Genomic DNA, 26,323 nt, shown 5'->3' with positions numbered 1-26,323 from the left:
GTGCGGGCTCCGTGTCACGCCGTCCAGGGCCGCTGGTCGCGCAATTCGGGGCATGTGTCGCCTCGCCCGGGTGGCGCGTGCGCGCGCTGCGGTGCGTGTGGCCGGGGCGTGCCGCTGTGGCTCGCGGGTCTGCCGACCCGCTGACCCGTCGACGGAGGACTCGTCGGCGGTCGAGGACCTGTGTGGCGTGTTGACTCCGCCTCATGCCGGCCTGGCGTGCGCGGCCAGCGCAACCCTGACACCGTTCACCACGAGCGGGCCTTGGCTCGTGCGGTCGTGAACGCCGTTCCGGACGCCCGGCGGACCCTGCCGCCCGGCCGCGAGGTGCGCACGCGCGCATCTGTCACGCGCCGTGCCTCCGATGGTGGACCCGTCCGACCGCGCAGCGCCTTCGGCCCCGTCTCACGCCGCGCCGAACGCCGCGAAAGCCCACCCCGTCGCCTGGTGCACCGCGTCGGCCGGCTGGGTGGCGCGGGCGTCGCGGAGGGACTCGGCGAGGGAGAGGCCCGCGTCCAGGCCCTTGTGCAGGGCCAGCATCAGCGGCACCACGGCCGCGTCGTTGACGGGCGCGCTGCTCGCCACCACCCCGGCCGTGCCCAGCGGGAGCAACGCGGTGACGAGGCCGAGCAGTTCGTCCGCGCCGACCGAGGCGAGCCGGGCGGTGTCGCAGCTCGACAGGATGATCCGGTAGGGGCTGCGGGCCAGGCGTTCGAAGTCGTGCACGATCAGCGGCCCGTCGGCCATCCGCAGCGCGGAGAACAGCGGGCTGTCCGCGCGGAACGTGCCGTGCGCGGCGATATGGGCGAGGGCCGCGCCGTCCAGGTGCTCCAGCACCCGGGGCACCTGCGCCGCCCGTCCCTCCAGCACCGTCGCCGCGCCGTACCGGCCGGCCAGCTCGGACACCTCCGCGCCGCCCGTCGCCAGTCCCGGGCCGCGGACCAGCAGATGCCGGCCGCCGCGCGGCGGGGCGGTCTCCCGGGCCCGCAGCCAACTGCCCGCCGACGGCGACACACTGAGCACCCGCTCCCGCAACGAGGGCAGCAGCGCCCACGGCACCCGGTGCAGCGCGCCCGGCGGCACGATCACCACGGGGCCGGACCCGAGATGCGCCGCCGCGCCGCCCAGCAGCAGCTCCTCCAGGCGCAGACCCGCCGCCTCCACCAGCGGCAGCCGCGCCTCGCCGCCCGGATGCGCGAGCCTGCGCAGCCCGGCCTGCACGTGCTCCGCCTCGGCCACAGCCTCCGCGAGCACCCCGCCCGCGAACCGCCGGACCCGGCCCTGTCCGCACAGCAGGATGTGCACCCGGCCGTCCACCACGGCGAGTTCGACCAGTCGCGCCTCCCCGAGACGGTCCAGCAGCCGGGTCGTGTCGAAGCGGTCGCCGTCGCCGGGCGAGTCACCGCGGATGTGGTGGGTGCGGGAGCGGATCTCCCGTTCCAGCCGCCGCTGTTCGCGCTCCAGGGCGGGCACCGCGCGACCCTCCATCCGCGCCTCCTCCGCGCGGGCCGCTATCTCGCGGTAGGCGGTGATGCCACCGAGCAGCGCCGGATCGGCGGGCGGCCGGGCGGGCGGCGCGGCCAGCACGGTCGCCCGCCAGCGCTCGCTCCACTCCAGGAGCCGCCGCGGGCCGCCGTGCGCCAGGCTGACCTCCTGGGCCAGCGCGGCCAGTTCCGCGCCCTGCGCGGTGGCCCGGGCGCGCAACTCGGAAGCACCGAGAGTCATTTGATGGTCGTCGAGCTCGGCCAGCCCCCGCCGGCAGGCGTGCAGCACACCGCGCCCGGATCCGGCCGCCCGGGCGCGCAGCGCCTGCGCCACCCAGCCCGTCACCCTGGCCGGCGGCGGACCGGTGTGCCGGCTGCGCGCGGCGGCCGCCAGATGCCGCTCCGCGTCCGCCGTCCGGCCCAGCGTCAGCGCGATCCGTCCGGCGAGCAGCGAGGCCTCCGGCGCGGCCGGCGAGCCGAAGGAGGCCAGCCGCCCGGCGACCCGTGCCGCGTCCGCGACCAGCCGCCCCGACCCGGGCCCCGCGGCCGCCCGCGCCTCGGTCAGCACCAGCCGGGCGTGCGTCTCCCACCAGGTCCGCCGCTGCCTGGCGAACAGCCGTACGGCGTGGGCGGCGCGATCGGTCGCGACGTCCGCCTTGCCGGCCGAGCGGGCGGCACGCGCGGCGGCCAGCAGCAGCTCCGCCTTACGGGTGGACTGGCCGCCGATCCGGTCCAGCAGCGCGATCGCGGTGTCCGCCTCGGCGAGCGCCTCGGGGGCGAGACCGGCGGCCATCAGCACCTCGCAGCGCCGCACGGACAGCATGAAGGTGGGCGTGCCGAGTTTGGCGTACCGCTCCTCCGCCTCGTCCAGCAGCCGCAGCGCGGCCGGGATGTCCCCGGAGCGGAACGCGGCCAGGCCCCTGCTCTCCACCGCGTCCGCCTTGTCGTGCTCCTGGCCGGTGGTGTCCCACAACCGCTCCGCCGCCGTGAAGTCGGCGACCGCCCGGTCCACCGCGCCCAGCGCCAGATGCACCGTCGCCCGCAGGGTCAGCGCCCGCGCCGTCCAGATCCCGTCACCGGCCTGACGCAGTGCGGGAAGGGCCCGCCGTACGTCCTCCAGCGCCTCCCGGTGGTGCCCCAGCACCCACCACACGTAGGCCCGCCGGTACCGCACGCGTGCCCTGGTGTGTCCGCTGCCCCGTGCGACCCCCTGCTCGAACGACGCCAGCCCCTGCCGGGTGCGCCCCGCGTGCACCAGTGCGACCCCCAGGGTCGCCAGCACGTCCGCCTCCCGCTCCGCCGACTCGGCGCGCGCGGCCAGGTCCCGGGCCCGGCGCAGATGCCTGAGGGCGATCCGGAGATCGCCGAAGTCCCGCTGCCAGATTCCGAGCACCTGGTGCGCGACGCTGGCGTGCAGCGGCGGCGGGCCGGTGTGCAGCACGTGTTCCGCGCGCGCCCGGGCCTCGCCCGGATCGGCGAACACCATGGGCAGCAGTTCGAGCACCGACTCCGTTCCCGCTGTCACCCCTCGCATGGTAGTGGCCTGCGCGAACCCGCCCCACGGGTGCGCCGTCGTCACGTGCGGCCGTACCCGCCGCACGCGGCGGCGGCGTCAGGCTGTATCAATCGGTCGTCGGCCGACTCTGACTGTCGGACACCGTCTCAGGGGGAGGACACAGCATGGCACCTCAGCGATTCCACGAACAGTTCGACCACATCCAGGGCGCGATGCCGGGCATCGCCCTCGCGATGGGGCCGGACGACGCCGCGGAGTTCCTCTACGAGAAGGGCGTCGTCCTCGCCCGCGACGGCGAGGAGGCCCGGCTGGTCGAGGACACCGTGCGCGGACACTTCACCGAGACCCGGGGCCTGGTCCCGGACCACGTGCGCCGGACGGGCCCGGCGGCCAACCGCACCGGCGTCACCCGGATCCGGGTCGGCGACCCCACCCTGGGCGAGGACGTCGTCCCGCACGCCCTGGGCGCCCTGCGGGAGGCCGAGGGCCGCCAGGGCCGCCGCCTGGTCAGCCGCAACCACGTCGTGCACATCGCGGTCAACGCCTGCCCCGGCGACGAGCCGGTCCCCGCGCCGCGCAGCGAGCCGCCCAACCCGGCCCCGGTGGACGCCCCGTACGACCCGGACACCGCCGTCGGCGTCCTCGTCATCGACACCGGCCTGGTGCACGACCACGGCTCCTACCCGCTGCTCGCCCACACCACCGGCGACCCGCAGGACAGCGAGACCGGCCCCGACGGCGTGCTGCGGCAGTACGTCGGGCACGGCACCTTCATCGCCGGGATCGTCGCCGCCGTCGCCCCCAACACCGACGTCACCGTGCGCGGCACGCTCGCCGACGCGGGCGCCGTCCTGGAGTCCGAGTTCGGCGCCAAGCTCTTCGACGCCGTCGACCAGGGCGGCTGGCCCGACATCATCAGCCTCTCGGCCGGCACGTCCAACGGCCGCACCGACGGTCTGCTCGGCCTCGACGGGTTCATGCGGGAACTGCGCGAACAGGGAACCCTGTTGGTCGCCGCCGCCGGCAACAACGCCAGCGGCAACCCGTTCTGGCCGGCCGCCTACGCCGCCCTGCCCGAGTACGAGGACTGCGTGCTGTCGGTCGGCGCGCTGCGCGGTGACGGCGAGTCCGGCGCCTGCTTCAGCAACCACGGCCCCTGGGTGCGGGTCTACGCCCCCGGCGAGCGCCTCACCAGCGCCCTCACCGGCTTCCGCACACCCGTGCCGTACGTCTACCAGCACTCCACCTACGACACCTGCCGGTACGGTTCCGGGTACCTCTGCACATGCCAGTACCCGCGGCACACGGGCGTGTTGAGCGAGGCGCGGGAGAGCACCGCGGGCAAACCCGACCAGGTGATGTTCGACGGGCTGGCGCAGTGGAGCGGCACGTCCTTCGCCACCCCGGTCGTCGCCGGGCTCGTCGCCGCCCACATGACGGCGCACAAGGAGCGTGATCCGCGCCTGGCGCGGGCCCAACTGCTCGGCTCGGTCACCGAGTCCGCCGAGGTGCGGGGGGCGCACGTGCCGGTGCTCCGTCCGTCCACCTGGCGGCCGACCCCCGTCGCGATCCCGGTCCGGCCGGTATGAGGGCCGGAACGCTCCTCTCCACGGCGTACGATGACGTGCCGTACACGAGGGGTGGAGCCGTGGACCGAACAGAGGTCGGCGCGCTGGTCCGGTCCGCGGTCGACGGCGACGCGGCGGCCTGGAAGGCGCTGGTGGAGGGAATGAGTCCGCTGGTGTGGTCGGTGGTGCGCGCGCACCGGCTCTCCGACGCCGACGCGCACGAGGTCTACCAGACCGTGTGGTTCCGTTTCGCCCAGCACCTCCATCGCCTGCGGGAACCGGACAAGGCGGGTTCCTGGCTGGCCAGCACCGCCCGTAACGAGTGCCTGAAGGTGCTCAAGGGGCTCACCCGGCTGACGCTGACGGACGATCCGCAGGTGCTGGACCGGGCCAGCGAGGAGCGGACGCCGGAGCAGTCGCTGATCGACTCCGAGGAGGAGGCCGCGCAGGCCGAGCGGATCCGCCGGCTCTGGCAGGAGTTCGAGGCGCTCGGCGAGCGGTGCCGGCAGTTGCTGCGGGTGCTGATGGCCTCGCCGCCGCCGAGCTATCTGGAGGTGTCGGCCGCCCTCGGCATCGCGGTCGGCAGCATCGGTCCGCTGCGCCAGCGCTGTCTGCGCCGGCTGCGGGCCCGGATGGACGCCCGGGAGGCGGCATGATCGGCAGCCACGACGACGACGCCTTCCCCGTGGAGGGCTTGGACGACGCCGGATTCGACGAGGCCCCGCTGGAGGAGGAGCTGCGCCAGGCGGCCGCCGTGCTGGACCCGGTCCCGGCCGAGCTGCGCCAGATCGCCCTGGGCGCCTACGCGCTGCACGACCTGGACGCCGACATCGCCGAGCTGACCTTCGACTCGCTGGTGGACGCGCTGCCGGTCCGGGGCGTACCGGACGCGCCGCGGATGCTGACCTTCCGCGCGGGCGGTGTGACCGTCGACATCGAGGTCACCGGGGAGGGCCTGATCGGCCAGGTACTGCCTCCGGGCCCGGCCCGCGTCGAGGTCCTGGGCGGCCCCCGGGCGGCCCGCCCCGTCACGGTCGACACCCTCGGCCGCTTCACCAGCGACACCCCGCCCACCGGCCCGTTCGCACTACGGCTGCGCACCGACGGCCAGGTGGTCGTGACGGAGTGGCTCCGGGCCTAGGGGGCGTCTCCCCGATCTTCGTGGGTCCGCGACGCCCGGGGTCACCAGGTGACGGGCAGGGTCCGGGGACCGCGGATCATCGTCTTGTGCCGCCATCGGACCTGGTCCGGCGGGACGGCGAGGCGCAGGGCGGGCAGGCGGGCCAGGAGTGTGTCGACGAGCAGTTCGGTCTGGAGCCGGGCCAGGACGGCGCCGGTGCAGTAGTGCGGTCCGTTGCCGAAGGCCAGGTGCGGGTTGGGGCGCCGGTCCGGGTCGATGAGGTCGGGGTCGGGGAAGACGGCCGGATCGCGGTTGGCGGCGAGGTAGGAGACGTACACCGGTTCGCCCGCCGCGATCCGGTGTCCGCCGACCTCGACGTCCTCCAGGGCGATCCGGGCGAGTCCGACCGTGCTGCGGTGCGGGATGTGGCGCAGCAGTTCGTCGAGCACGGGACCCCGCTCCTCGGGGCGCGTGCGCACGCGTTCCATCAGCTCCGGGCGGGTCAGCATCAGGAACAGCATCTGGCCGCAGTTGTGGGTGACCGCCTCCCCGCCGATCTGCAGCGGCCCGGCGAGGCCGACGGCCTCCTCCTCGCTGATCTCGCCCCGGGACACGGCGGCCCCCAGGAGCGAGTAGACGTCCTCGTCCGTGCTGTGCGCGCGGGACCGGACGGCCGTGGTGATCCAGCCGTACAGGCCGGTCTTCGCCGTCCGGGCGGCCTCGGCGCCGCCGGAGGTGGAGATGATCTGCCGGGTCCACGCGTGCACCTGCTCGCGGTCGGCGGGCGGCACGCCCATCACCTCGCTGACGACCGTGATCGGGAACGGCTCCAGCACCCGCTCGACCAGGTCGGCGGGCGGCCCGTCGCGTACGACGCCGTCCATCAGCTCGTCCAGGATCCGCTGAGCGCGGGGCCGCAGCCGCTTCATGGCGCTCACCGTGAAGGCGCCGGCGACCGGCTTGCGCAGCCGGTTGTGCTCGGGCTGGTCGGCCCAGGCCAGCGAGCCCGGCCGGGGCGCGAAGTCCGGTGCCAGCCGGGTCACCTGACGGCGCGCCACCTCGGCACGGCTGAAGCGCGGATCGTTGGTGACCAGCTTCACGTCCTCGTAGCGGGTGGCGAGCCACGCCCACCCCTCGCCGAACGGCAGCCGGATACGGGTCAGCGGGCCCTCGCGCATCAGGCCGGTGAGGACCGGGTCGAAGTCCGTCCCGTCAAGGTCGAGCGGCAGCCAGTCGCGCACCGGCGGCGGCCAGTCCCGCTCGGGCGGCGCGGCTCGGCCGGTGAGCGTGATCTCCTCCGTCATGCCCACCACCTTCGTACGCGCCCCGCCCGCTGTCCTGCGGGAGTGCTCCAGCCGGAGGGCCCCGGCCCGCGGCGGCGACGGACCCGCCGCTACACGGCGTCCACGAGCGCGGCCAGCGCCCCGGCGAGGTCCTCGAGGCCCGGTCCGGCGGGGCCGCCGGGCTCGGTCATGTAGGTGTCCCGGCGGATCTCCACCATCAGCGCGCTCACCCGCGCCTCGCGCCCGTAGTACTCCAGCGGTACGTAGGTCCCGCTGAACGGGCTGTCGAGTCCCGTCTCCCCGCACCCGGCGAACGCCTTCAGGGCCGCCTCGCGCAGCCCCGAGGGCGTGTGGAAGGCGTCCGTGCCCAGGCAGACGGGCGGCCGCGGTCCCGCACCGTGCAGCTCGTACGGCAGGGCCTCGCGCGGATAGGAGTGCACGTCGATCACGATCGCTCGCCCGGTCGCCGCCAGCCGTCCGGCCACCGCGTCGGTCATCGCGCGCGCGTACGGCCCGAAGTACCGCTCGACGAGCGGTCCGGGGTCGGTGTCCGCGGCCCGCAGCACACCGCGGTGCGTGGTCCCGGTGTACACGGCTCCCATGCCCACGGCGAGCATCTCCTCCCGCTCGTCCGGGAACCGCTCCGGGTCCACGACCAGCCGGGACAGCCGGTTGACGAACCGCCAGGGGGCGGTCCCGGCGAGGGCCGCCGCCCGCTCGGCGATCCGGGCGGTGTGCGCGTCCGTGATGTGGTCCAGTTCCCGTTCGAGCGCGGCGTCGTCCAGCACGATCCCCTCGCGGACGTCACCCGGTATCGCCCGCGACGAGTGCGGCACGTGCAGCAGCACGGGCGACTCGGCGGCTCCGGGCAGGAGTTCGAACGCGGGGGTGTACGGGGACACGGGCAGCTCCACGGGCGTCGGACGGACGGGGCACGCTCAAGGTGCCACACGGCACTGACATTGATGCTGATACTCGGGTTCCGGCGGTCGTGACCCGGGCACTGACTGACGTCCTGCTGGCACCCCCGGCACGGCTCCGCCCCGGCCGGGGGTACCGGCCGGGGCGGAGGCTCACTCACGGCGGCGGCTGAACCGCCGCGTACCTCAGCTCAGCGAGGCGAGGGCGGAGTTCCAGGTGGCCGACGGGCGCATCACCGCGTCCGCCTTGGCCTTCTCGGGCTGGAAGTAGCCGCCGATGTCGGCCGGGCTGCCCTGCACGGCGATCAGCTCGTCGACGATCTTCCGCTCGTCGGCCGCGAGGGACTCGGCGAACGGGGCGAACGCCTTCGCCAGGTCGGCGTCGTCGGTCTGGCCGGCCAGCTCCTGCGCCCAGTACAGGGACAGGTAGAAGTGGCTGCCGCGGTTGTCGATGCCGCCGAGGCGACGGGTCGGGGACTTGTCCTCGTTGAGGAAGGTCGCCGTGGCGCGGTCGAGGGTGTCGGCGAGGACCTTGGCACGGGTGTTGCCGGTGGCCGCCGCGTACTGCTCGAGGGACGGCACCAGGGCGAAGAACTCGCCGAGGGAGTCCCAGCGCAGGTAGTCCTCCTTGACGAGCTGCTGCACGTGCTTCGGCGCGGAGCCGCCGGCACCGGTCTCGAACAGACCGCCGCCCGCCATCAGCGGGACGACCGACAGCATCTTGGCGCTGGTGCCCAGCTCCAGGATCGGGAACAGGTCGGTCAGGTAGTCACGCAGCACGTTGCCGGTGACCGAGATGGTGTTCTCGCCGCGGCGGATGCGCTCCACCGACAGCTTGGTGGCCTCGACCGGCGACATGACCCGGATGTCCAGGCCCTCGGTGTCGTGCTCCGCCAGGTACTGCTCGACCTTGGCGATCAGGTTGGCGTCGTGGGCGCGGGTGGCGTCCAGCCAGAAGACCGCCGGGTCGCCGGTGGCGCGGGCGCGGGTGACGGCGAGCTTCACCCAGTCCTTGATCGGCGCGTCCTTGGTCTGGCAGGCGCGGAAGATGTCGCCGGCGGAGACCGTCTGCTCGATCACGACGTTGCCGGCCTGGTCCACCAGGCGGACGGTGCCGGTGACCGGGATCTCGAAGGTCTTGTCGTGGCTGCCGTACTCCTCGGCCTTCTGCGCCATCAGACCGACGTTCGGGACCGAGCCCATGGTCGACGGGTCGTAGGCGCCGTTGGCGCGGCAGTCCTCGATCACGGCCTGGTAGACGCCGGCGTACGAGGAGTCCGGCAGCACCGCGAGGGTGTCGGCCTCCTGGCCGTCCGGGCCCCACATGTGACCGGAGGTGCGGATCATGGCCGGCATCGAGGCGTCGACGATGACGTCGGACGGCACGTGCAGGTTGGTGATGCCCTTGTCGGAGTCGACCATGGCCAGGGCCGGGCCCTCGGCCAGCTCGGCGTCGAAGGAGGCCTTGATCTCGGCGCCCTCGGGCAGCGACTCGATGCCCTTGAGGATGCCGCCCAGGCCGTCGTTCGGGGTCAGGCCGGCGGCGGCGAAGGTCTCGCCGTACTTCGCGAACGTCTTCGGGAAGAAGGCGCGCACCACGTGGCCGAAGACGATCGGGTCGGAGACCTTCATCATCGTGGCCTTCAGGTGCACGGAGAACAGGACGCCCTCCTCCTTGGCCCGGGCGACCTGCGCGGTCAGGAACTCGCGCAGCGCGCCGACGCGCATCACGGAGGCGTCGACGACCTCGCCCTCGAGGACCGGTACCGACTCGCGCAGGACGGTGGTCGAGCCGTCGTCGCCCTTGAGCTCGATGCGCAGCGCACCGGCCTCGGAGATCACCACGGACTTCTCCGTCGAGCGGAAGTCGTCCACGCCCATCGTCGCCACGGCGGTCCTGGAGTCCGAGCTCCAGGCGCCCATGCGGTGCGGGTGGGTCTTGGCGTAGTTCTTCACGGAGGCGGGGGCGCGGCGGTCGGAGTTGCCCTCGCGCAGGACCGGGTTCACCGCCGAGCCCTTGATCTTGTCGTAGCGGGCGCGGATCTCGCGCTCCTCGTCGGACTTGGGGTCGTCCGGGTAGTCCGGCAGGGCGTAGCCCTTGCCCTGCAGCTCGGCGACGGCGGCCTTGAGCTGCGGGATGGACGCCGAGATGTTCGGCAGCTTGATGATGTTCGCGGCGGGCGTCTTGGCCAGCTCGCCCAGCTCGCTCAGCGCGTCGGGGATGCGCTGGTCCTCGTCCAGGTACTCCGGGAAGACGGCGATGATGCGCCCGGCCAGCGAGATGTCGCGGGTCTCCACGGGCACCCCGGCCTGCGAGGCGTACGCCTGGATCACCGGCAGGAACGAGTGCGTCGCGAGGGCCGGGGCCTCGTCTGTGTAGGTGTAGATGATGGTCGAGTCAGTCACCGGGTGCTCCGCTCCACGTCTGCAACATTGCTCGACATCAAGATATCTCGTGATCGGGCCGGGCTCGACAGGGGTCCCGGCCGGAAATTCGTGCCGCCCCGGTGCAACCGATCCCGCCTTCTTGTGGTCATGACAAACGATCACCACTGACCACGCGTGATCGCACTCAGACCGGCGGCCGGATCCGACCACCCGGCCGCCCGACCGAAAGCGGACCATGAGATATCGCACCAGAGTGACGGCCCCGGCGGCCGCCCTGATCGGCACGGCCGCGGCCCTGGCGACGGGCTCCCCGGCCCAGGCGCGCCCCGCCGGCCCCGGCGCGACGGCGCACAAGGCGGCCCGCAGGGCGGCCGTCCTCGGCCCCGAGACCCTCGGCGACCCCGTCTTCCCCACCCTCGGCAACAAGGGCTACCGCGCCACGTCCTACCACCTGGACGTGGCCTGGGACGCCACGGCCAGGAAGGTCGACGCGACGGCCACCCTGAAGATACGCGCCGACCGCCCGCTCAGCCGCTTCTCGCTGGACGCCCTCGGCCTCGACATACGCACCGTGACCGTCGACGGCGCCACCGCCGCCTTCGCCCAGGTGGACGAGAAGCTGCGGATCACGCCCGCCAAGGCCCTGCCGCCGGACGCGCTGGCCACCGTGACCGTCGCCTACTCCGCCGACCCGCGCCGCGCCCTCGCCCACACCGCCTGGGTGCCCACCCCCGACGGCTTCGCGACCTGCCCGCAGCCGAACTCCGCGCACACCGTCTTCCCGTGCAACGACCACCCCTCGGACAAGGCGGACTTCACCTTCCGCGTCACCGTCCCCAGCGGCCTGCGCGCGGTGGCGAACGGCCTGCTCACCGGCACCGAGACGCTCAGCGGCGGCCGCACGGCGTACTCGTACCGCTCGGCCTCCCCGATGGCCACCGAACTCGTGCAGATCACCGTCGGCGACTACGTGGTCAAGGACCGCCAGGGCCCGCACGGCCTGCCGCTGCGCGACGTCGTGCCCGCCGCCCGCGCCGCCGCCCTGGAACCGTCCCTCGCCCTCACCCCCGGCCTCGTGACCTGGCTGGAGGACCGGCTGGGCGCCTACCCGTTCGAGACGTACGGCCTGCTGCCGTGCAACTCGGACGACCCCGCGGCCTTCGACTTCACCGGCCTGGAGACCCAGACCCTCACCCTGTACAAGCCGAACTTCCTGCTCCAGCCGGAGAAGAGCATCGGCTCGCACATGATGCACGAGCTGGTCCACTCCTACTTCGGCAACCTGGTCAGCCCCGCCACCTGGGCCGACCTGTGGCTGAACGAGGGTCACGCGGACTACTACGGGCTGCTCTACCGCTACGAGCGCGGCTGGGCCGACTCCCTCGGCCTGACCACCATGGAAGCCCGGATGAAGGACACCTACGCGCGCGGCGACCAGTGGCGCCACGACTCCGGCCCGGTGGCGTCCCCGAACGCGGTGAACCTCTTCGACAGCCAGCGCTACCTGGGCGGCGTCCTCGTCCTGTACGCCTTCCGGCAGCTCGTCGGCGAGCAGGTGTTCAACACCGTCGAGCGCACCTTCCTGGAGCGCTTCCGCGACTACTCGGCGACCACCGCCGACTACATCGACGTCGCCTCCGAGGTCTCCGGCCAGGACCAGTCCGGCTTCCTGCGCGACTGGCTCTACGGCACCAGGACGCCCCGCATGCCCGGCCACCCCGACTGGACGGTGAACCCGGTCGCCTCGTCCTTCGCGGCCCCGCACAGCAAGCGCGGCGGCCACCGGCACGACAACTCGGCCACGCTCTGATCAGCGGTGGCGGGCGGCGTCCGGTCCGGCGCCGCCCGCCACCTCGCGCTCGATCCACCGGCAGATCACGTCCACGACGTACACGTGCTCGGCGCGGCTCAGCTCCCGCCCCCGGGGGATCCCGTGCCAGCGCTGGAGGCAGCTCCGGCAGCAGGTCGCCGTGGCGTGCTGGGCGACGAACACCGGATGCCCCCGGTACGGCGTCTGCCTGCCGTCGTTGCGCGGCCGCGCCGGGGCCAGCCGCGCGGCGACCAGGTCGTAGGCGTGCCACCGGACGGCCGCCGGTCCCTTCTCGCCGGCGACGGCCAGCTCCCGCCCGCGCAGACGGAACTTCGCCCGGAACGGCTGACGCGCGATCGCGTCGAGGCGTTCGTCGAGAAAGCGGGCGGCCGGGTCCGGCGGCGGAGAGGCCATGGCCCTTCGAGGGTATGCCGCCCGCCGCCCCCGGGTCCTACTCGGCCACCGCCGGCGCGTGCTCCCCGGCGCCGCGCTGCTGCGGTATCACCACCGCGCCCTGCTGGAGGGCCACCGTCCTGGTCGGGGACGGGATACGGATGCCCTCCGCCCGGTAGCGGCGGTGCAGGCTCTTGATGAACTCGTGCTTGATGCGGTACTGGTCGCTGAACTCGCCCACCCCGAGGATCACCGTGAAGCCGATGCGCGAGTCGCCGAAGGTGTGGAAGCGGATCGCGGGCTCGTGGTCGGGAACGGCGCCCGTGACCCCGGTCATCGTCTCGGCGATGACCTCGTGGGTGACGCGCTCGACGTGGTCCAGGTCGCTGTCGTAGCTCACACCCACCTGCACCAGGATCGTCAACTGCTGCTCGGGACGCGTGTAGTTGGTCATGTTGGTCTTCGCGAGCTGGCCGTTGGGGATGACCACCAGGTTGTTGGAGAGCTGGCGGACCGTCGTCTGGCGCCAGTTGATGTCCACCACATAGCCCTCCTCGCCGCTGGTGAGCCGGATGTAGTCGCCCGGCTGCACGGTCTTGGAGGCGAGGATGTGGATGCCCGCGAAGAGGTTGGCGAGGGTGTCCTGCAGGGCCAGCGCGACGGCCAGACCGCCGACGCCCAGGGCGGTGAGCAGGGGCGCGATGGACACGCCGAGCGTCTGCAGCACCACCAGGAAGCCGATCGCCAGCACCAGCACCCGGGTGATGTTCACGAAGATCGTGGCCGAACCGGCCACACCCGAGCGGGACTGGGTCACCGACTGGACCAGGCCCGCGATCACCCGGGCCGCGGACACCGTCACCACGAGGATCAGCCACACCTCGAGGAACTGGTCGGTGTGGTGCTGGACGGTCCGGGTCAGCGGCAGTACCGCGGCGGCCGCCGCCGCGCCGCCCGCGATCGCCGCCCACGGGACGACGGAGCGCAGCGCGTCCACGATGACGTCGTCACCGCTCCAGCGGGTCCGCTTGGCGTGCTTGCCCAGCCACCGCAGCACCGTGCGGGACAGGAAGGCCAGCAGCAGCCCCGCGGCCACGGCTATGCCGGCGACGACCAGGTCGTGCAGGGTCAGGGCGCGGTTCACCGGTCACCTCCGGGGCGGGAAAGGGCGGTGCGGAGCCTGGAGTGAAGTCTCGTCACGTTGTCACCTGCTCGATGTCCGTACATGTGCGATCGCCCCGCCGCCGACCTCGTCGGCGCTCGGCGCGATCGCTCATCCTGCCTTATCCGGCGGCCCGGTTCGCACCGGGACGGCGCGGATCAGACGATGCCCTCCGCGAGTTCGGCCTGGTCGCGGTCGTCACCGTAGGCCGCGGTGGTGGGCGTGCCGTACGAACGGCGGGCGACGTACCACCAGATGCTGGCCAGCACCAGCACGACCACCAGGGCCACGGCCGCGTAGTTCATCGTGTCGACGGTGACCGGCGAGGACTGCGGCAGGCAGAACAGGACCGTCACACAGGCCACCCAGACCACCGCGATCCAGCCGACCGGCCGGCTCCACCGGCCCAGGTTCCACGGACCCGGCCGGAACCGGTCGCCGGCGCGCAGCCGCAGCAGGACGGGAATGGCGTAGGCCGGGGTGATGCCGATGACGTTGATGGCGGTGACGGCGCCGTACGCCGTGGCCGAGTACAGGGACGGCAGGGCGAGCACACCGGCGATGATCACCGACAGCCAGACCGCCGCGACCGGCGTCTGGGTGCGGCTGCTGACCTTGCGCCACAGGTGCGAGCCCGGCAGCGCGCCGTCCCGGCTGAACGCGAACACCATCCGGCTGGCCGCGGCCACCTCGGCGTTCCCGCAGAACAACTGGGCCACGATCACGACGAGCAGCAGCACGCTCGCCCCGCCGGTGCCGAGGCCGTCGAGCAGGATCTGCGCGGGCGGCACCCCGGTGTCCGTGGCACGCGTGGCGTCGTAGTCCTGGATGGCGAACGTCAGTCCGGCGAGGAGGACGAAGCCCGCGATCCACGACACCCAGATGGACCGCACGATGCCCTTCGCCGCGGACACCGAGGCGTTGGAGGTCTCCTCGGAAAGGTGCGCGGAGGCGTCGTAGCCGGAGAAGGTGTACTGGGCGAGCAGCAGGCCGATCGCAGCCACGTACAGCGGGCTCGACCACCCGGTGTCGTTCACGAACTCGGTGAACACGAAGGACGGCGACTGGTGGTGGTCGGGGACGATCGCCAGCGCACCGACGATGAGCGCGACACCGGCCAGGTGCCACCATACGCTGACCGAGTTGAGCAGGCTGACCAGGCGGACGCCGAACAAATTCAGCACGGCGTGCAGCAGCAGGATGGCGCAGAAGATCAGCATGGTTCTGCCGGGAGTCGGCTCGAAGCCCCACTGCAGGTTGGCGAACGCGCCGGTGAACAGGGCCGCCCCGTAGTCGATCCCGGCGATCGCGCCGAGCAGGCCCAGCAGGTTCAGCCAGCCCGTGTACCAGCCCCAGCGGCGGCCGCCGAGCCGGTCCGCCATGTAGTACAGGGCGCCGGAGGTCGGGTAGGCGCTGGTGACCTCGGCGAGCGCCAGACCGACGCAGAGCACGAACAGGCCGACGCCCGCCCAGCCCCACAGCATCACGGCCGGCCCGCCGGTGCCGAGGCCGAAGCCGTACAGGGTCATGCAGCCGGACAGGATCGAGATCACCGAGAAGCTGATCGCGAAGTTGCCGAAGCCGCCCATGCGGCGGGCCAGCACGGGACGGTAGCCGAGCTCGCGCAGCCGCTGCTCCTCGTCGTGCTGCGGCCGGGCGGGGGAGGGCGACGGATCGGGGGCGGGGGACATGCGGGAACCTCCGGGAAGGGGGGGAACGAGGGTGGGGGCGTCTAGGGGCGGGGGCCGGGATCCTCCCCGGCCGCGCGGCAGCGGTCCCTGGCCCGCAGGAACACCTCCACCGCGTGGCCGCGGTCGGGGGCGCGGTACATCCAGGGCGGCGGCGTGAAGTACGGGCCGATCGTGTCGAACACCCGGCCCGCCTCGGCGAACCGCTGGGCACCCCACAGCGCGTGGGCCAGGTGGTTGAGGTCCAGCAGGGAGCGCTCGCCCCCGGCCGCGTGCTCGAACCAGGAATGCAGCGCCCGCGTCGCCTCGCGGGTGGCGTCCTCCGCCACCCAGTGCAGGTCGAGCGCCGCGTCGTGGCCGGCGGCCCGCCGGTAGCGCTCGACCCGTACGTACAGCGGCAGCACGTGCAGGGCGGAGCCGGGCGGAGCCGGAGCGGCGGCCCACCGGGTGTAGCGGGCGGCCTCGGCGAGCCGGCCGGAGGAGGCGGTCGCGTACAGGAACTGGAGCATGCGGTGGTGCGCCTCGCGGTTGTGCGGGTCGCGCTTGCCGGCCTCGGCCAGCAGCCCCCAGGGGCCTGGCGGCAGCAGGGGTTCCGGCGGCGGTGTCCGGTGCTCCGGCCAGCGCTGCTCCTGGTCGAGCTGGGCCAGCGCCAGCAGGCACACCCAGGGCACGGGGTCCTCCGGGGCGGACTGCGCGGCGGACTGCGCGGCGTCCCAGGCCTCGATCCACAACTCGTGTGCCCGCAGGTGCCGTTCGCGCCGCGCCCGCAGGGCTCGCTCCACGCCGACCCGGGCGTGCATCACCGCGGCCGGCACGCTGTCCGGCTCCTCCTCGAGCCAGGCCCGCACCACGTCGGTGCCGGCCGCGGCGGCCGCCAGGATCTGGGTGCGCTGGGTCCACTGCCACCAGCTCGTCGTGTCCGCCAGCAGCGCGCGCATCGCCATCCAGCGGCCGGTGCGCAGATCCTGCAGGGCACCGCGCAGGGCACCGTCGTGACCGGCGGGATCGTAGGAGGCGCGGGCTCCCTCTCTGGCCATCAGCCACCCGCCCCGGTCCGCGAGCGGACGGGCAGGGTGACGCGGTGCGCGGACAACAGCCCTCCTCGGGGCGGTGGTTGATGGTCATGTACGGGGTCGGCGGTCACTATAGGGGTGTCGTTTGCGCTGTGCCATCGATGTCAACTCAACTTCCCCAATGCGTAGTTGATCATCGGCCGGCCGCCCTTGACGCCGGACACCGCCCGGCGGCAGGCTGTTCGCGCCGATCTTCGAAGGGCCGGGACGGACGCGCGGGAGGGTGCGATGACGGGGCCGGTGCTCGCCGTCGACCAGGGCACCTCCGGCACCAAGGCGCTGGTGGTCTGCCCCGAACGCGGCGTCCTGGGCACCGGGTTCGCCGCCGTGCGGCCCCGCCCGCTGCCCGGCGGACGGGTCGAGGCGGACCCCGAGGAGCTGTACGCCTCCGTGCTCGAGGCCGGCCGGGCCGCGCTCGCCGAGGCGGACGAGGACGTCGCGGCGATGGGCCTGGCCAACCAGGGCGAGACCGTGCTCGCCTGGGACCCGGCGACCGGCCGCCCGCTCACCGCCGCACTGGTCTGGCAGGACCGGCGCGCCGAGACCGTGTGCGCCGGACTGGGCGATGCCGCCGACGAGTTGCGGCAGCTCACCGGACTGCCCCTGGATCCGTACTTCGCGGCACCCAAGATGGCCTGGATCCGCCGCCACCTCACCCGCGAGGGCGTCGTCACCACCTCCGACGCCTGGCTGGTGCACCGGCTCACCGGCGCCTTCGTCACCGACGCGGCCACCGCCGGCCGCACCCAGCTGCTGGACCTGGACGGCGCCCACTGGTCGGCCCGGGCGCTGGAGGCGTACGGACTGCTCGGCGAACGGCTGCCGGAGATCACCGACAACGCGCAACCCGTCGGCACGACACGGGCGTTCGGGCCCGAGATCCCCGTCACCGGCCTGATCGTCGACCAGCAGGCCGCCCTGCTCGCCCAGCGCATCACCGGGCCCGGCGGCGCCAAGTGCACCTACGGCACCGGCGCGTTCCTGCTCGCGCACACCGGCGGCACACCCCGGCGCGGCGACTCCGGCCTGGTGAGCTGCGTCGCCTGGCGGCTCGCCGGCGACACCGGGTACTGCCTCGACGGGCAGGTCTACACGGCCGCCTCCGCCGTGCGCTGGCTCACCGACCTCGGCGTCATCTCCTCGGCCGCCGACCTCGACCCGGTCGGCGGCTCGGTCCCCGACAGCGGCGGCGTCACCTTCGTACCCGCTCTCGCCGGGCTCGCCGCCCCCTGGTGGCGCGGCGACCTGCGCGGCTCGCTGACCGGGCTCGGCCTGGACACCGGCCCCGGGCACCTGGTGCGCGCCCTGTGCGAGGGCCTGGCGGCGCAGGTCACCGAGCTGGCCCGGGCGGCCGCCACCGACCTCGGCACCCCTGTGGACACCCTGCGCGTCGACGGCGGCCTGACCCGCTCCGCCCTGCTCATGCAGACCCAGGCCGACCTCCTGCAACGCCCCGTCGAGGTCTCCGCCCTGCCCGACGCCACCGCGCTCGGCGCCGCCGCCCTGGCCCGGCTCGGCGCCGACCCCGCGCTGAGCGTGGCCGACGCCCTCCCCGACTGGAGGCCGGCCGCCGTCTACGAGCCCCGTGTCCCGGCCGACGTGGCCGCCGAACGCCTGGCCGGCTTCCGCACCGCGGTCGCCGCGCTGCTCGGCTCATGACGGTCACCGCCGAGGGGCCGCTGCCCGGGCCGCCGTACGACGTCGTGATCGTCGGCGCCGGGGTCGTCGGCTGCGCCATCGCCCGCGAACTCGCCCGCCACCCCGCCCTGCGGGTCGCCCTCGTCGAGGCCCAGGACGACGTCGGCCAGGGCACCTCCAAGGCCAACACCGCCATCCTGCACACCGGTTTCGACGCCACTTCGGGCTCCCTGGAGGCCACGCTGGTCCGCGAGGGCTCCCGGCGGCTCGCCGCCTACGCCGCCGAGTCCGGCATTCCCGTCGAACGGACCGGTGCCCTGCTCGTCGCCTGGGACGAGGAGCAGCTCGCCACGCTGCCCAGGCTCGCCGAGAAGGCCGGGCGCAACGGCTGCCCCGACACCCGGCTCCTCGGCGCCGACGAGCTCTACACCCGCGAGCCGCACCTCGGGCCGGGCGCGCTCGGCGCCCTGCACGTGCCCGGCGAGAGCATCATCTGCCCCTGGACGACGACCCTGGCCTACGCCACCCAGGCGGTCCGCGCGGGCGTCCACCTGCACCTCGGCACCCGGGTGGTCCGGTCCGAACGGCGGGACGACGTCCATCTGCTGACCACCTCCCGGGGCACCCTGCGCGCCCGGTACCTGGTCAACGCGGCCGGACTGCACGCCGACACCCTCGACCGGACGCTCGGCCACGACGACTTCACCGTCACCCCGCGCCGCGGCCAGCTCATCGTCCACGACCGGTTCGCCCGCCCCCTGGTCCGGCACATCCTCCTCCCCGTCCCGACCGCTCTCGGCAAGGGCGTCCTGATCGCGCCGACCGTGCACGGCAACGTCCTGCTCGGCCCCACCGCCGAGGATCTGGACGACAGACGGGCCACCCGGACCACCGCGGAGGGCCTCGCCCTGCTGCGGGAGAAGGGCCGCCGCATCCTCCCCGCGCTGCTCGACGAGGAGGTCACGGCCGTCTACGCCGGGCTCCGCGCCGCCACCGAGCACGACGACTACCGGATCGCCGCGCACTGCGAGCAGGCGTACGTCACCGTCGGCGGCATCCGTTCCACCGGCCTCACCGCGTCCATGGCCATCGCCGACCACGTCGTGGGGCTGCTGGCCGGCACCGGGCTCGACCTCGGTCCGCGGCGGGAACCGGAGCCGGTACGGATGCCCGGCATCGGCGAGGCCTCCCCGCGTCCCTGCCTGCGGCCCGAACTGATCGCGGCCGACCCGGAGTACGGCGTGCTCGTCTGCCACTGCGAGCGGGTCTCCCGCGGCGAGATCCGCGACGCGCTCGCCAGTACGGTCCCGCCCCGCGCCCTGGAGGGCCTGCGCCGCCGCACCCGGGCCGGGGCGGGCCGCTGCCAGGGGTTCCACTGCGGGGCGGCGGTACGGGAGCTGTTCGAGGAGGCGCGCCCATGACCGCGAACCCGCCGGTGCGCTCCGTCGACGTCCTCGTCGTCGGCGCCGGCCCCGCCGGACTCGCCGCCGCGGCCCGCCTGGCCGCCGCCGGCGCCGGCCGGGTCGAGGTGATCGAGCGGGAGGAACGACCCGGGGGAGCGGCCCGCTACTGCGCGCAGGGCCGCTTCGGCACCTGGACGCGTCCGCTGACCGGCCCCGCGTACGCCCGGCTCCTCGCCGAGGCCGCCGCGAGCGCGGGCGCCGTGGTGCGCACGGGAGTGACGGTCCTGGAGTGGGCGGACACCGGGCCACCGCCTCCGGAAGTACCCGCCGGTGCGGCGGGGGAGAGCGCGGCGGCCGACACCGGAGCAGCCGGTGCGGTGGCCGCGGACCCGGCGGACGGCCCGTGGGCCCCCGGCGCGGCACGAGAAGGCGCGGCCGGGGGCCCGGCATCGGCGGACGTTCCCCGCTCACCGGGGGCCGGCGGCGGCCGGGCGGCCGGGGGCGCGGCAGCACCGGGCGCGCCCCGGGTGGCGGAGCCTGCCGGTGCCGCCCGCGCGAGCGCCGCAGGCGCCTCTGGCCGCCGGCCCGCCCCGACCCTCACGGTGGTCGGCCCCGGCGGACCGGAGACGCTCACGGCACGAGCGGTCGTCCTCGCCACCGGCGCCCGGGAACGCCCCCGCGCGGCCCGGCTGGTCCCCGGCACCCGGCCCGCCGGTGTGTACACCGGCGGCGAACTCCAGCAGGCGGTCAACCTGTTCGGGCAGCCCATCGGCACCCGCGCGGTGGTGGTCGGCGCCGAATACGTCTCCTACGCCGCGGCCGCCACCCTGCGAGCGGCCGGTGTCGCGGTCGCCGCCCTGGTCACCGAAGCGGACCACGCGCAAGTACCGCCCGTGCGCGCCCAGTCGGCCCGCCTGGGCCGCCGCATCCCCCTCCTGACCCGCACCACGGTCGACGAAATCCTCGGCCACGGCCGCCTGTCCGGTGTCCGCCTGCGCCACCGCGACGGCCGCACGGCGGTCCTGTCCTGCGACACGATCGTCTTCACCGGCGACTTCGTGGCCGAGAACGAACTCGCCCGGACCGCCGGCATCCGCCTGGCCGCGAACCCGTACACCTCACACCCCGGCGTCTTCGCCGCGGGCGGCCTCCTGCACCCGGGACAGCGCGCCGCCGCGGCGACGAGCGCCGGGGTGACGGCGGCCGGCGCGGTGCTGCACTGGCTCGCGGGGGCGGCCTGGCCCGCCCCCTGACGGGACCGGCAGGCCCCGCCGGTCCCCGGATGCGGAGTCCTACAGCTCCGTGAAGGACCCGTGCCGCCCCGCGCCGCCCGCGAACCGCGCCGCGCCCTCCAGGCCCTCCGCCAGCACGGCGACGCCGTACCGGAGTTCACCGCGCATCGCCGTCTCCTCGGTCAGGCCGTCCTGCTCCAGTACCGAGGCCCGGTCCCCGCGCAGGCACGCCTGCGGGAAGCGGGCGATGGCGGCGGCGAGTTCCTCCGCCTCGGCGCGGGCGCGGCCCGTCGGCACCACTCGGTTGGCGAGGCCCATGTCGCGGGCCTCGCGGGCCGGGACCGGGCGGCCGGTGAGGATCATGTCCATGGCCCTGCTGGTGCCGATCAGGCGGGGGAGCCGGACCGTGCCGCCGTCGATCAGCGGAACGCCCCAGCGGCGGCAGAACACCCCGAAGACGGCGTCCTCCTCGGCGACCCGGAGATCGCACCACAGGGCGAGTTCGAGGCCGCCGGCGACGGCGTGCCCCGCGACGGCCGCGATCACCGGCTTGGACAGTCGCATCCGGGTCGGCCCCATCGGCCCGTCGCCGTCCTCCGCGACCCGGTTGCCCCGCTCCGTGCCGACGGCCTTGAGGTCGGCGCCCGCGCAGAAGGTGCCGCCCTCGCCCCACAGGACCGCCACGCGGGCGGTGTCGTCGGCCTCGAACGCCCGGAAGGCCGAGGCGAGTTCGGCGGCCGTCGGGCCGTCGACCGCGTTGCGGGCCTCAGGGCGGGACAGCACGATCGTGGTGACGTGTTCCCTGCGCTCCACGCGGACCGGCACGGCGGTGCTCCTCTTCGGGGTGCGGCGACCAGCGGCTCGAAGGGCCACTCTGCCTCAGATGACCTTCAGCCGCACCAGCGCCCCCAGCGTCAGCGCACCCGGCAGCAGCGGCACCCACACGGTGATGACCCGGTAGGCCAGCACCACCGCCGTGGCCACCGCGGCCGGTCCGCCGGCCGCGACCAGCGTCACGATCAGCGCCCCCTCCACCGAGCCGATCCCGCCCGGTGCCGGCACCAGTGCCACCGCGACCGTCGCCGCGAGGTAGGCGAGCGCCATGTGCGCCGGGGGCACCGGCAGCTCCAGCGCCCGGCCCACCGCGGCGAGACCGGCCGCCTGGCAGGCCGGGAACGCCAGCGAACCGCCCCACAGGGCCAGCGCCCGGGCCGGACGCGTGTGCACCGACCGCGCCTCGCCCAGGGCGTCCCGCAGGAAGGCGCACACGGCCGTGCGCAGCCGCCGTACGAGGGCCAGCGCGGCCGCCGCCACCAGCACCAGCGCGCCCGCACCGGACAGCAGCGGCAGCGCGGAGCCGGCGGGCAGCAGCGTGCCCGGCCGCAGCGCGTCGGGGAAGGCGATCAGCAGCCCGGCCAGCAGACCGAGCCGGCCCACGCTCTCCGCCAGCAGATACAGGGCCAGCGCCGCCGACGAGCGGGCCGGCGGCACCCCGCACACGGTCATGAAGCGCAGGTTCACCGCGCTCGCGCCGAGGCCGGTGGGGAGCAGATGGTTGGCCGCGCCCGCCGCGAACTGGGTGGCCAGCAGCCGCCGCTTCGGCAGCGGCTGCACCACCGCGCCCTGCCGGCTGAACGCGGCCGCCACCCAGGTCAGGCAGGTCGCGGCAGCCGCCGCCAGCAGCCACGGCCAGGAGGCGGTGCGCAACTGGCCGAAGCCCTCGGCGAGCACCGAGCGGTGCCGCACCGCGGCCACGGCGACCAGCACGAGCGGCACCGCGCACAGGGCGTGCCGGACCGGGAAGCGCCGGCGGAGGCGTCCCCGGGGGACGTCGGGGAATCGGAGCGCTGTCACACCGGAAGAGGTTCGCCGCGCCGCGCCAACGGCGGATGGCGCGGGCGCGGACGGCGGCTTACGGGCGGGCAGCCGATGGGCGGAAGGAGTCATGGAGCCCTTCGGGCGCGGGGAAGCCGGCGGAATCGGGGAGGCGCGGACATTGACCTCAACGACGCTTGAGGTCCTACGTTCTCTCTCATGAGCATGGAGACCACCGCCTGGACGCAGCTGCACAGCGTCATGAACGCACAGGCCGAGCGCCGCCCCTTCGACCCCGCCACGCTGCGCCGCATCGCCGCCTTCGCCCGCCCGCACCGCGCGGGCATCATCCGCTTCGTCGTGCTCGGGGTGGTGACGGCGCTGCTGGCCGTGGCCACCCCGGTGCTCGCCGGCCACGTCGTCGACGCGATCGTGGCGGGCCACGACTCCAGGGCCGTCGTACGGCTGTCGCTGCTGATCGCGCTGGTGGCGCTCGCCGAAGCCGGGCTGGGCGTCCTCGGCCGGCGTCTGTCGTCGACGCTCGGGGAGGGGCTCATCCTCGACCTGCGCACGGCCGTGTTCGATCATGTGCAGCGCATGCCCGTCGCGTTCTTCACACGTACCCGTACGGGAGCGCTGGTCAGCCGTCTCAACAACGACGTGATCGGTGCCCAGCGGGCGTTCGCCAACACCCTCTCGGGCGTGGTGACCAACCTCGTGACCCTGCTGCTCACCCTCGCGGTGATGCTCACCCTGTCCTGGCAGATCACGCTGCTCGCGCTGGTGCTGCTGCCGGTGTTCGTGCTGCCCGCCCGCCGCATGGGCAGCCGGATGGCCCGGATGCAGCGCGAGGCCGCGGCCCTCAACGCGGCCATGGGCACCCGGATGACCGAGCGCTTCTCCGCGCCCGGCGCCACCCTGGTCAAGCTGTTCGGCCGCCCGGAGGAGGAGTCGGCGGAGTTCGCGGCCCGCGCCCGCCGGGTCCGTGACATCGGGGTGCGCACGGCCACGGCCCAGTCCGTGTTCATCACCAGCCTCACCCTGGTCTCCGCCCTCGCCCTGGCCCTCGTCTACGGCCTCGGCGGCTGGTTCGCGCTGCACGGCACCCTGGACGCGGGCGCGGTCGTCTCCCTCGCCCTGCTGCTCACCCGGCTCTACGCCCCGCTCACCGCGCTCGCCGGGGCGCGCGTCGAGGTGATGTCCGCCCTGGTCAGCTTCGAGCGGGTCTTCGAGGTGCTCGACCTGAAGCCGCTCATCGAGGAGAAGCCGGACGCCGCCGCGGTGCCGGAGGGACCGGTCGCGGTCGAGTTCGACGACGTCCGCTTCGCCTACCCGTCCGCCGACCAGGTCTCCCTCGCCTCCCTGGAGGAGGTCGCGGCCCTGGACACCCGCGGCGGCACCGAGGTCCTGCACGGCGTCTCCTTCCGCGCCGAACCCGGTCAGACCGTCGCCCTCGTGGGCTCCTCCGGCGCCGGCAAGTCCACCATCGCGCAACTGCTGCCGCGCCTGTACGACGTCACCTCCGGCGCCGTGCGGATCGGCGGCGCAGACGTGCGCGACCTGAGCGCCGCCTCGCTGCGGGCCACCCTCGGCATGGTCACCCAGGACGGGCACCTCTTCCACGACACCGTCCGGGCCAACCTGCTGCTGGCCCGTCCGCAGGCCACGGACGAGGAACTGTGGGACGCGCTGGGCCGCGCCCGACTCGCCGAGGTCGTGCGCTCCCTGCCGGACGGTCTCGACACGGTCGTCGGCGAGCGCGGCTACCGGCTCTCCGGCGGGGAGCGCCAGCGCATGACCATCGCCCGGCTGCTGCTGGCCCGCCAGCGCGTGGTCATCCTCGACGAGGCCACCGCCCACCTGGACAACACCTCGGAGGCGGCCGTGCAGGAGGCCCTCACCGAGGCGCTGGAGGGCCGTACCGCCGTGGTGATCGCCCACCGGCTGTCCACCGTGCGGGCCGCCGACCAGATCCTGGTCGTGGAGTCCGGCCGGATCGTGGAGCGGGGCACGCACGACGAACTGCTCGCGGTCGACGGGCGGTACGCCGAGCTGCACCGCACCCAGTTCGCCCGGCGGCAGGGCGAGGTACCGGCCGTCTGACGGCCACCGCCCCGCGGCCGGACGCCGCGGGGCCCGGGTCCGGCCGCGGGAGACGCGGCCGGACCCCGGCGCGGAGCCGGCCACCGGTTGCCGTCCAGATCCATGACCGATGTCCAACCCCTTGACGGCACTGGTCCGGACCTTTAACTTCACGCCTTAATCAAAGACACCGAATGCGCTCAACACCCTTCCCTCGAAGCGGTGTTGGGCGCATCCGGTGACCCCCCACGTGAAAGGCCCGCCCCTCCATGGCCAGACCACTTCCCGCGCTCGTCTCCCTCGCCGCGCTGTCCCTCGCCACCGGACTGCTCACCGCCGCCCCGGCCCACGCCGCCACCGGCACCATCACCGGCCTCGCCGGCAAGTGCCTCGACGTCGCCGGGGCCGGCACCGCCGACGGCACACCCGTGCAGATCTACGACTGCAACGGCACCGCGGCCCAGCAGTGGACGGTCGGCGGCGACGGCACCGTCCGCGCCCTCGGCAAGTGCCTGGACGTCACCGGGAACTCGACCGCCGACGGCGCCAAGGCGCAACTGTGGACCTGTACCGGCGGCGCCAACCAGAAGTGGACCGTCACCACCGCCCACGACATCGTCAACCCGCAGGCCGACAAGTGCCTGGACGTCACCGACGACAACCCGGCCAACGGCACCCGCGCGCAGATCTGGAGCTGTGGCGGCGGCGCCAACCAGAAGTGGAACGCCCCTGCCGCGGACGGCGGCGGCACCTCCGCGCCGATGGCCGTCGCGCCGTACCTCTACAACGGCTGGGGCAGTCCGCCCAGCCCGGCCGCCATCACCCGGGCCACCGGCGTGAAGTGGTTCACGCTGGCGTTCGTCCTCAGCAACGGCTACTGCGACCCCCAGTGGGACGGCGGCCGCCCGCTGACCGGCGGGGTGGACCAGCAGACGATCGGCACCGTGCGCGCGGGCGGCGGCGACGTCGTCCCGTCGTTCGGCGGCTACAGCGGCAACAAACTGGAGAGCTCCTGCGGCAGCGCCGGCGAACTCGCCGCCGCCTACCAGAAGGTGATCGGCGCCTACGGCCTGAAGGCCATCGACATCGACCTCGAGGCCGACGCGTACGCCAGCGCGACCGTGCAGCAGCGCACCGTGGACGCGCTCAGGACCGTGAAGGCCGGCAACCCCGGCCTGAAGGTGTACGTCACCATCGGCACCGGGCAGAGCGGACCCGACACGAGCCTCATCAACCGGGCCGCCGCGTCCGGACTGACCGTGGACGCCTGGACGATCATGCCGTTCGACTTCGGCGGCGCGGGCCGGAACATGGGCAGCCTCACCACGCAGGCCGCCGAGGGGCTGAAGAACGCGCTGAAGAACGCCTACCACTACAGCGACGACCAGGCCTACCGGGACATGGGCATCTCGTCCATGAACGGTGTCACCGACCAGAACGAGACCGTCACGGTGAACGACTTCCGGACCATCCTGGCCTACGCCCAGGCGCACCACCTGGCCCGGCTCACCTTCTGGTCCGCCAACCGCGACCGCCCGTGCACCGGCGGACCCGCCGACAGCTGCTCCGGCGTCTCCCAGTCCGACTGGGACTACACCCGCGTCCTCGCGGCCTACACCGGCTGACCCGGCCCCGGGAGCGTTCCCGGTAACCGGCCCGTCGCCGGGCCCGGACGGCCGTCCGCGGCCCGCGGCCGGCGGCACGCGGGGCCCGGGGTGGGCCGGGCCGGGGGTGCGGAGCAGGCTGGGTTA

19 protein-coding genes are annotated in these 26,323 nt (G+C 74.2%); 9 read left to right on the top strand and 10 right to left on the bottom strand.

The features are described 5' to 3' along the window. Positions 1-402 precede the first annotated feature (402 nt). Positions 403-3,006, bottom strand: a complete 2,604-nt coding sequence (locus tag ACWCPN_RS29845; protein ID WP_451212320.1) for a CHAT domain-containing protein — start codon at positions 3,004-3,006, stop codon at positions 403-405. A gap of 155 nt (positions 3,007-3,161) precedes the next feature. Between ACWCPN_RS29845 and ACWCPN_RS29840 the strand changes: the two genes are divergently transcribed. From ACWCPN_RS29840 to ACWCPN_RS29830, 3 genes are read left to right on the top strand one after another with little or no spacing between them, the layout of a single operon-like run. Next, positions 3,162-4,586, top strand: coding sequence for a S8/S53 family peptidase (locus tag ACWCPN_RS29840; protein WP_451212317.1), 1,425 nt, complete (start codon positions 3,162-3,164; stop codon positions 4,584-4,586). Then, positions 4,583-5,221, top strand: coding sequence for an RNA polymerase sigma factor (locus ACWCPN_RS29835; RefSeq protein ID WP_199212880.1), 639 nt, complete (start codon positions 4,583-4,585; stop codon positions 5,219-5,221). Before ACWCPN_RS29840 ends, ACWCPN_RS29835 begins: the two co-directional genes overlap by 4 nt. Then, positions 5,218-5,706, top strand: a complete 489-nt coding sequence (locus tag ACWCPN_RS29830) for a hypothetical protein (RefSeq protein WP_451212314.1) — start codon at positions 5,218-5,220, stop codon at positions 5,704-5,706. The genes ACWCPN_RS29835 and ACWCPN_RS29830 overlap by 4 nt, the downstream gene beginning before the upstream one ends. 41 nt (positions 5,707-5,747) lie before the next feature. On the opposite strand, the gene ACWCPN_RS29825 is transcribed toward ACWCPN_RS29830, so the two are convergent. The 3 genes from ACWCPN_RS29825 to ACWCPN_RS29815 form a co-directional block, all read right to left on the bottom strand. Further along, positions 5,748-6,989 carry a cytochrome P450 gene (locus ACWCPN_RS29825; RefSeq protein WP_451212311.1) on the bottom strand — a complete coding sequence of 414 codons (1,242 nt, stop codon included), beginning with the start codon at positions 6,987-6,989 and terminating at the stop codon, positions 5,748-5,750. An 89-nt stretch (positions 6,990-7,078) separates the two neighbouring features. Continuing rightward, positions 7,079-7,870 (bottom strand): N-formylglutamate amidohydrolase, encoded by a 792-nt coding sequence (locus tag ACWCPN_RS29820; protein ID WP_451212307.1) that lies wholly within the window; start codon positions 7,868-7,870, stop codon positions 7,079-7,081. 204 nt (positions 7,871-8,074) lie between these two features. Beyond that, entirely contained in the window at positions 8,075-10,294 is a 2,220-nt protein-coding gene (locus ACWCPN_RS29815; RefSeq protein ID WP_451212304.1) for an NADP-dependent isocitrate dehydrogenase, read from the bottom strand. A gap of 235 nt (positions 10,295-10,529) precedes the next feature. On the opposite strand from ACWCPN_RS29815, the gene ACWCPN_RS29810 reads away from it, so the two are divergent. Further along, entirely contained in the window at positions 10,530-12,086 is a 1,557-nt protein-coding gene (locus ACWCPN_RS29810; protein WP_451212301.1) for a M1 family metallopeptidase, read from the top strand. On the opposite strand, the gene ACWCPN_RS29805 is transcribed toward ACWCPN_RS29810, so the two are convergent. From ACWCPN_RS29805 to ACWCPN_RS29790, 4 genes are all read right to left on the bottom strand, one after another. After that, a complete protein-coding gene (locus tag ACWCPN_RS29805; RefSeq protein WP_451212298.1) occupies positions 12,087-12,500 on the bottom strand; it encodes a DUF4186 domain-containing protein in 414 nt (137 codons plus the stop codon). Positions 12,501-12,537: 37 nt separating this feature from the next. Next, positions 12,538-13,623, bottom strand: a complete 1,086-nt coding sequence (locus ACWCPN_RS29800; RefSeq protein ID WP_199212885.1) for a mechanosensitive ion channel family protein — start codon at positions 13,621-13,623, stop codon at positions 12,538-12,540. Positions 13,624-13,799: 176 nt separating this feature from the next. Further along, positions 13,800-15,332 carry an amino acid permease gene (locus ACWCPN_RS29795; protein WP_451212295.1) on the bottom strand — a complete coding sequence of 511 codons (1,533 nt, stop codon included), beginning with the start codon at positions 15,330-15,332 and terminating at the stop codon, positions 13,800-13,802. A gap of 41 nt (positions 15,333-15,373) precedes the next feature. Then, positions 15,374-16,366, bottom strand: coding sequence for a hypothetical protein (locus ACWCPN_RS29790; protein WP_451212292.1), 993 nt, complete (start codon positions 16,364-16,366; stop codon positions 15,374-15,376). A 264-nt stretch (positions 16,367-16,630) separates the two neighbouring features. Here ACWCPN_RS29790 and ACWCPN_RS29785 point away from each other — a divergent pair, with 264 nt between their 5' ends. From ACWCPN_RS29785 to ACWCPN_RS29775, 3 genes are read left to right on the top strand one after another with little or no spacing between them, the layout of a single operon-like run. Then, the gene (locus ACWCPN_RS29785) at positions 16,631-18,061 is read left to right on the top strand and encodes an FGGY family carbohydrate kinase (protein ID WP_451212289.1); all 1,431 of its coding nucleotides are present in this window, start codon (positions 16,631-16,633) and stop codon (positions 18,059-18,061) included. After that, positions 18,058-19,461 (top strand): FAD-dependent oxidoreductase, encoded by a 1,404-nt coding sequence (locus ACWCPN_RS29780; protein ID WP_451212286.1) that lies wholly within the window; start codon positions 18,058-18,060, stop codon positions 19,459-19,461. Before ACWCPN_RS29785 ends, ACWCPN_RS29780 begins: the two co-directional genes overlap by 4 nt. Beyond that, positions 19,458-20,696 (top strand): FAD-dependent oxidoreductase, encoded by a 1,239-nt coding sequence (locus tag ACWCPN_RS29775; RefSeq protein WP_451212283.1) that lies wholly within the window; start codon positions 19,458-19,460, stop codon positions 20,694-20,696. The genes ACWCPN_RS29780 and ACWCPN_RS29775 overlap by 4 nt, the downstream gene beginning before the upstream one ends. A 39-nt stretch (positions 20,697-20,735) precedes the next feature. On the opposite strand, the gene ACWCPN_RS29770 is transcribed toward ACWCPN_RS29775, so the two are convergent. After that, positions 20,736-21,500 (bottom strand): crotonase/enoyl-CoA hydratase family protein, encoded by a 765-nt coding sequence (locus ACWCPN_RS29770; protein ID WP_451212280.1) that lies wholly within the window; start codon positions 21,498-21,500, stop codon positions 20,736-20,738. A gap of 54 nt (positions 21,501-21,554) precedes the next feature. Continuing rightward, a complete protein-coding gene (locus ACWCPN_RS29765) occupies positions 21,555-22,622 on the bottom strand; it encodes a lysylphosphatidylglycerol synthase transmembrane domain-containing protein (protein ID WP_451212277.1) in 1,068 nt (355 codons plus the stop codon). An 87-nt stretch (positions 22,623-22,709) separates the two neighbouring features. On the opposite strand from ACWCPN_RS29765, the gene ACWCPN_RS29760 reads away from it, so the two are divergent. Further along, positions 22,710-24,593 carry an ABC transporter ATP-binding protein gene (locus ACWCPN_RS29760; RefSeq protein WP_451212274.1) on the top strand — a complete coding sequence of 628 codons (1,884 nt, stop codon included), beginning with the start codon at positions 22,710-22,712 and terminating at the stop codon, positions 24,591-24,593. Positions 24,594-24,841: 248 nt separating this feature from the next. Next, positions 24,842-26,197: a lectin gene (locus ACWCPN_RS29755; protein WP_451212271.1), complete on the top strand. Its 1,356-nt coding sequence runs from the start codon at positions 24,842-24,844 to the stop codon at positions 26,195-26,197. Positions 26,198-26,323 lie beyond the last annotated feature (126 nt).

This window comes from Streptomyces sp. NPDC002386, from assembly GCF_053593175.1.
The sequence above is the reverse complement of the archived record's forward strand: the minus strand, read 5'-3'. Positions and strand labels throughout refer to the sequence as shown.

Excerpts from the sequence above, each read along its gene's own strand:
- ACWCPN_RS29840 (WP_451212317.1), top strand. The coding sequence starts at position 3,162 with ATGGCACCTCAGCGATTCCACGAACAGTTCGACCACATCCAGGGCGCG.
- ACWCPN_RS29835 (WP_199212880.1), top strand. The coding sequence starts at position 4,583 with ATGAGGGCCGGAACGCTCCTCTCCACGGCGTACGATGACGTGCCGTAC.
- ACWCPN_RS29830 (WP_451212314.1), top strand. The coding sequence starts at position 5,218 with ATGATCGGCAGCCACGACGACGACGCCTTCCCCGTGGAGGGCTTGGAC.
- ACWCPN_RS29825 (WP_451212311.1), bottom strand. The coding sequence starts at position 6,989 with ATGACGGAGGAGATCACGCTCACCGGCCGAGCCGCGCCGCCCGAGCGG.
- ACWCPN_RS29805 (WP_451212298.1), bottom strand. The coding sequence starts at position 12,500 with ATGGCCTCTCCGCCGCCGGACCCGGCCGCCCGCTTTCTCGACGAACGC.
- ACWCPN_RS29795 (WP_451212295.1), bottom strand. The coding sequence starts at position 15,332 with ATGTCCCCCGCCCCCGATCCGTCGCCCTCCCCCGCCCGGCCGCAGCAC.
- ACWCPN_RS29790 (WP_451212292.1), bottom strand. The coding sequence starts at position 16,366 with ATGGCCAGAGAGGGAGCCCGCGCCTCCTACGATCCCGCCGGTCACGAC.
- ACWCPN_RS29785 (WP_451212289.1), top strand. The coding sequence starts at position 16,631 with ATGACGGGGCCGGTGCTCGCCGTCGACCAGGGCACCTCCGGCACCAAG.
- ACWCPN_RS29780 (WP_451212286.1), top strand. The coding sequence starts at position 18,058 with ATGACGGTCACCGCCGAGGGGCCGCTGCCCGGGCCGCCGTACGACGTC.
- ACWCPN_RS29775 (WP_451212283.1), top strand. The coding sequence starts at position 19,458 with ATGACCGCGAACCCGCCGGTGCGCTCCGTCGACGTCCTCGTCGTCGGC.
- ACWCPN_RS29765 (WP_451212277.1), bottom strand. The coding sequence starts at position 22,622 with ATGACTCCTTCCGCCCATCGGCTGCCCGCCCGTAAGCCGCCGTCCGCG.
- ACWCPN_RS29760 (WP_451212274.1), top strand. The coding sequence starts at position 22,710 with ATGAGCATGGAGACCACCGCCTGGACGCAGCTGCACAGCGTCATGAAC.
- ACWCPN_RS29755 (WP_451212271.1), top strand. The coding sequence starts at position 24,842 with ATGGCCAGACCACTTCCCGCGCTCGTCTCCCTCGCCGCGCTGTCCCTC.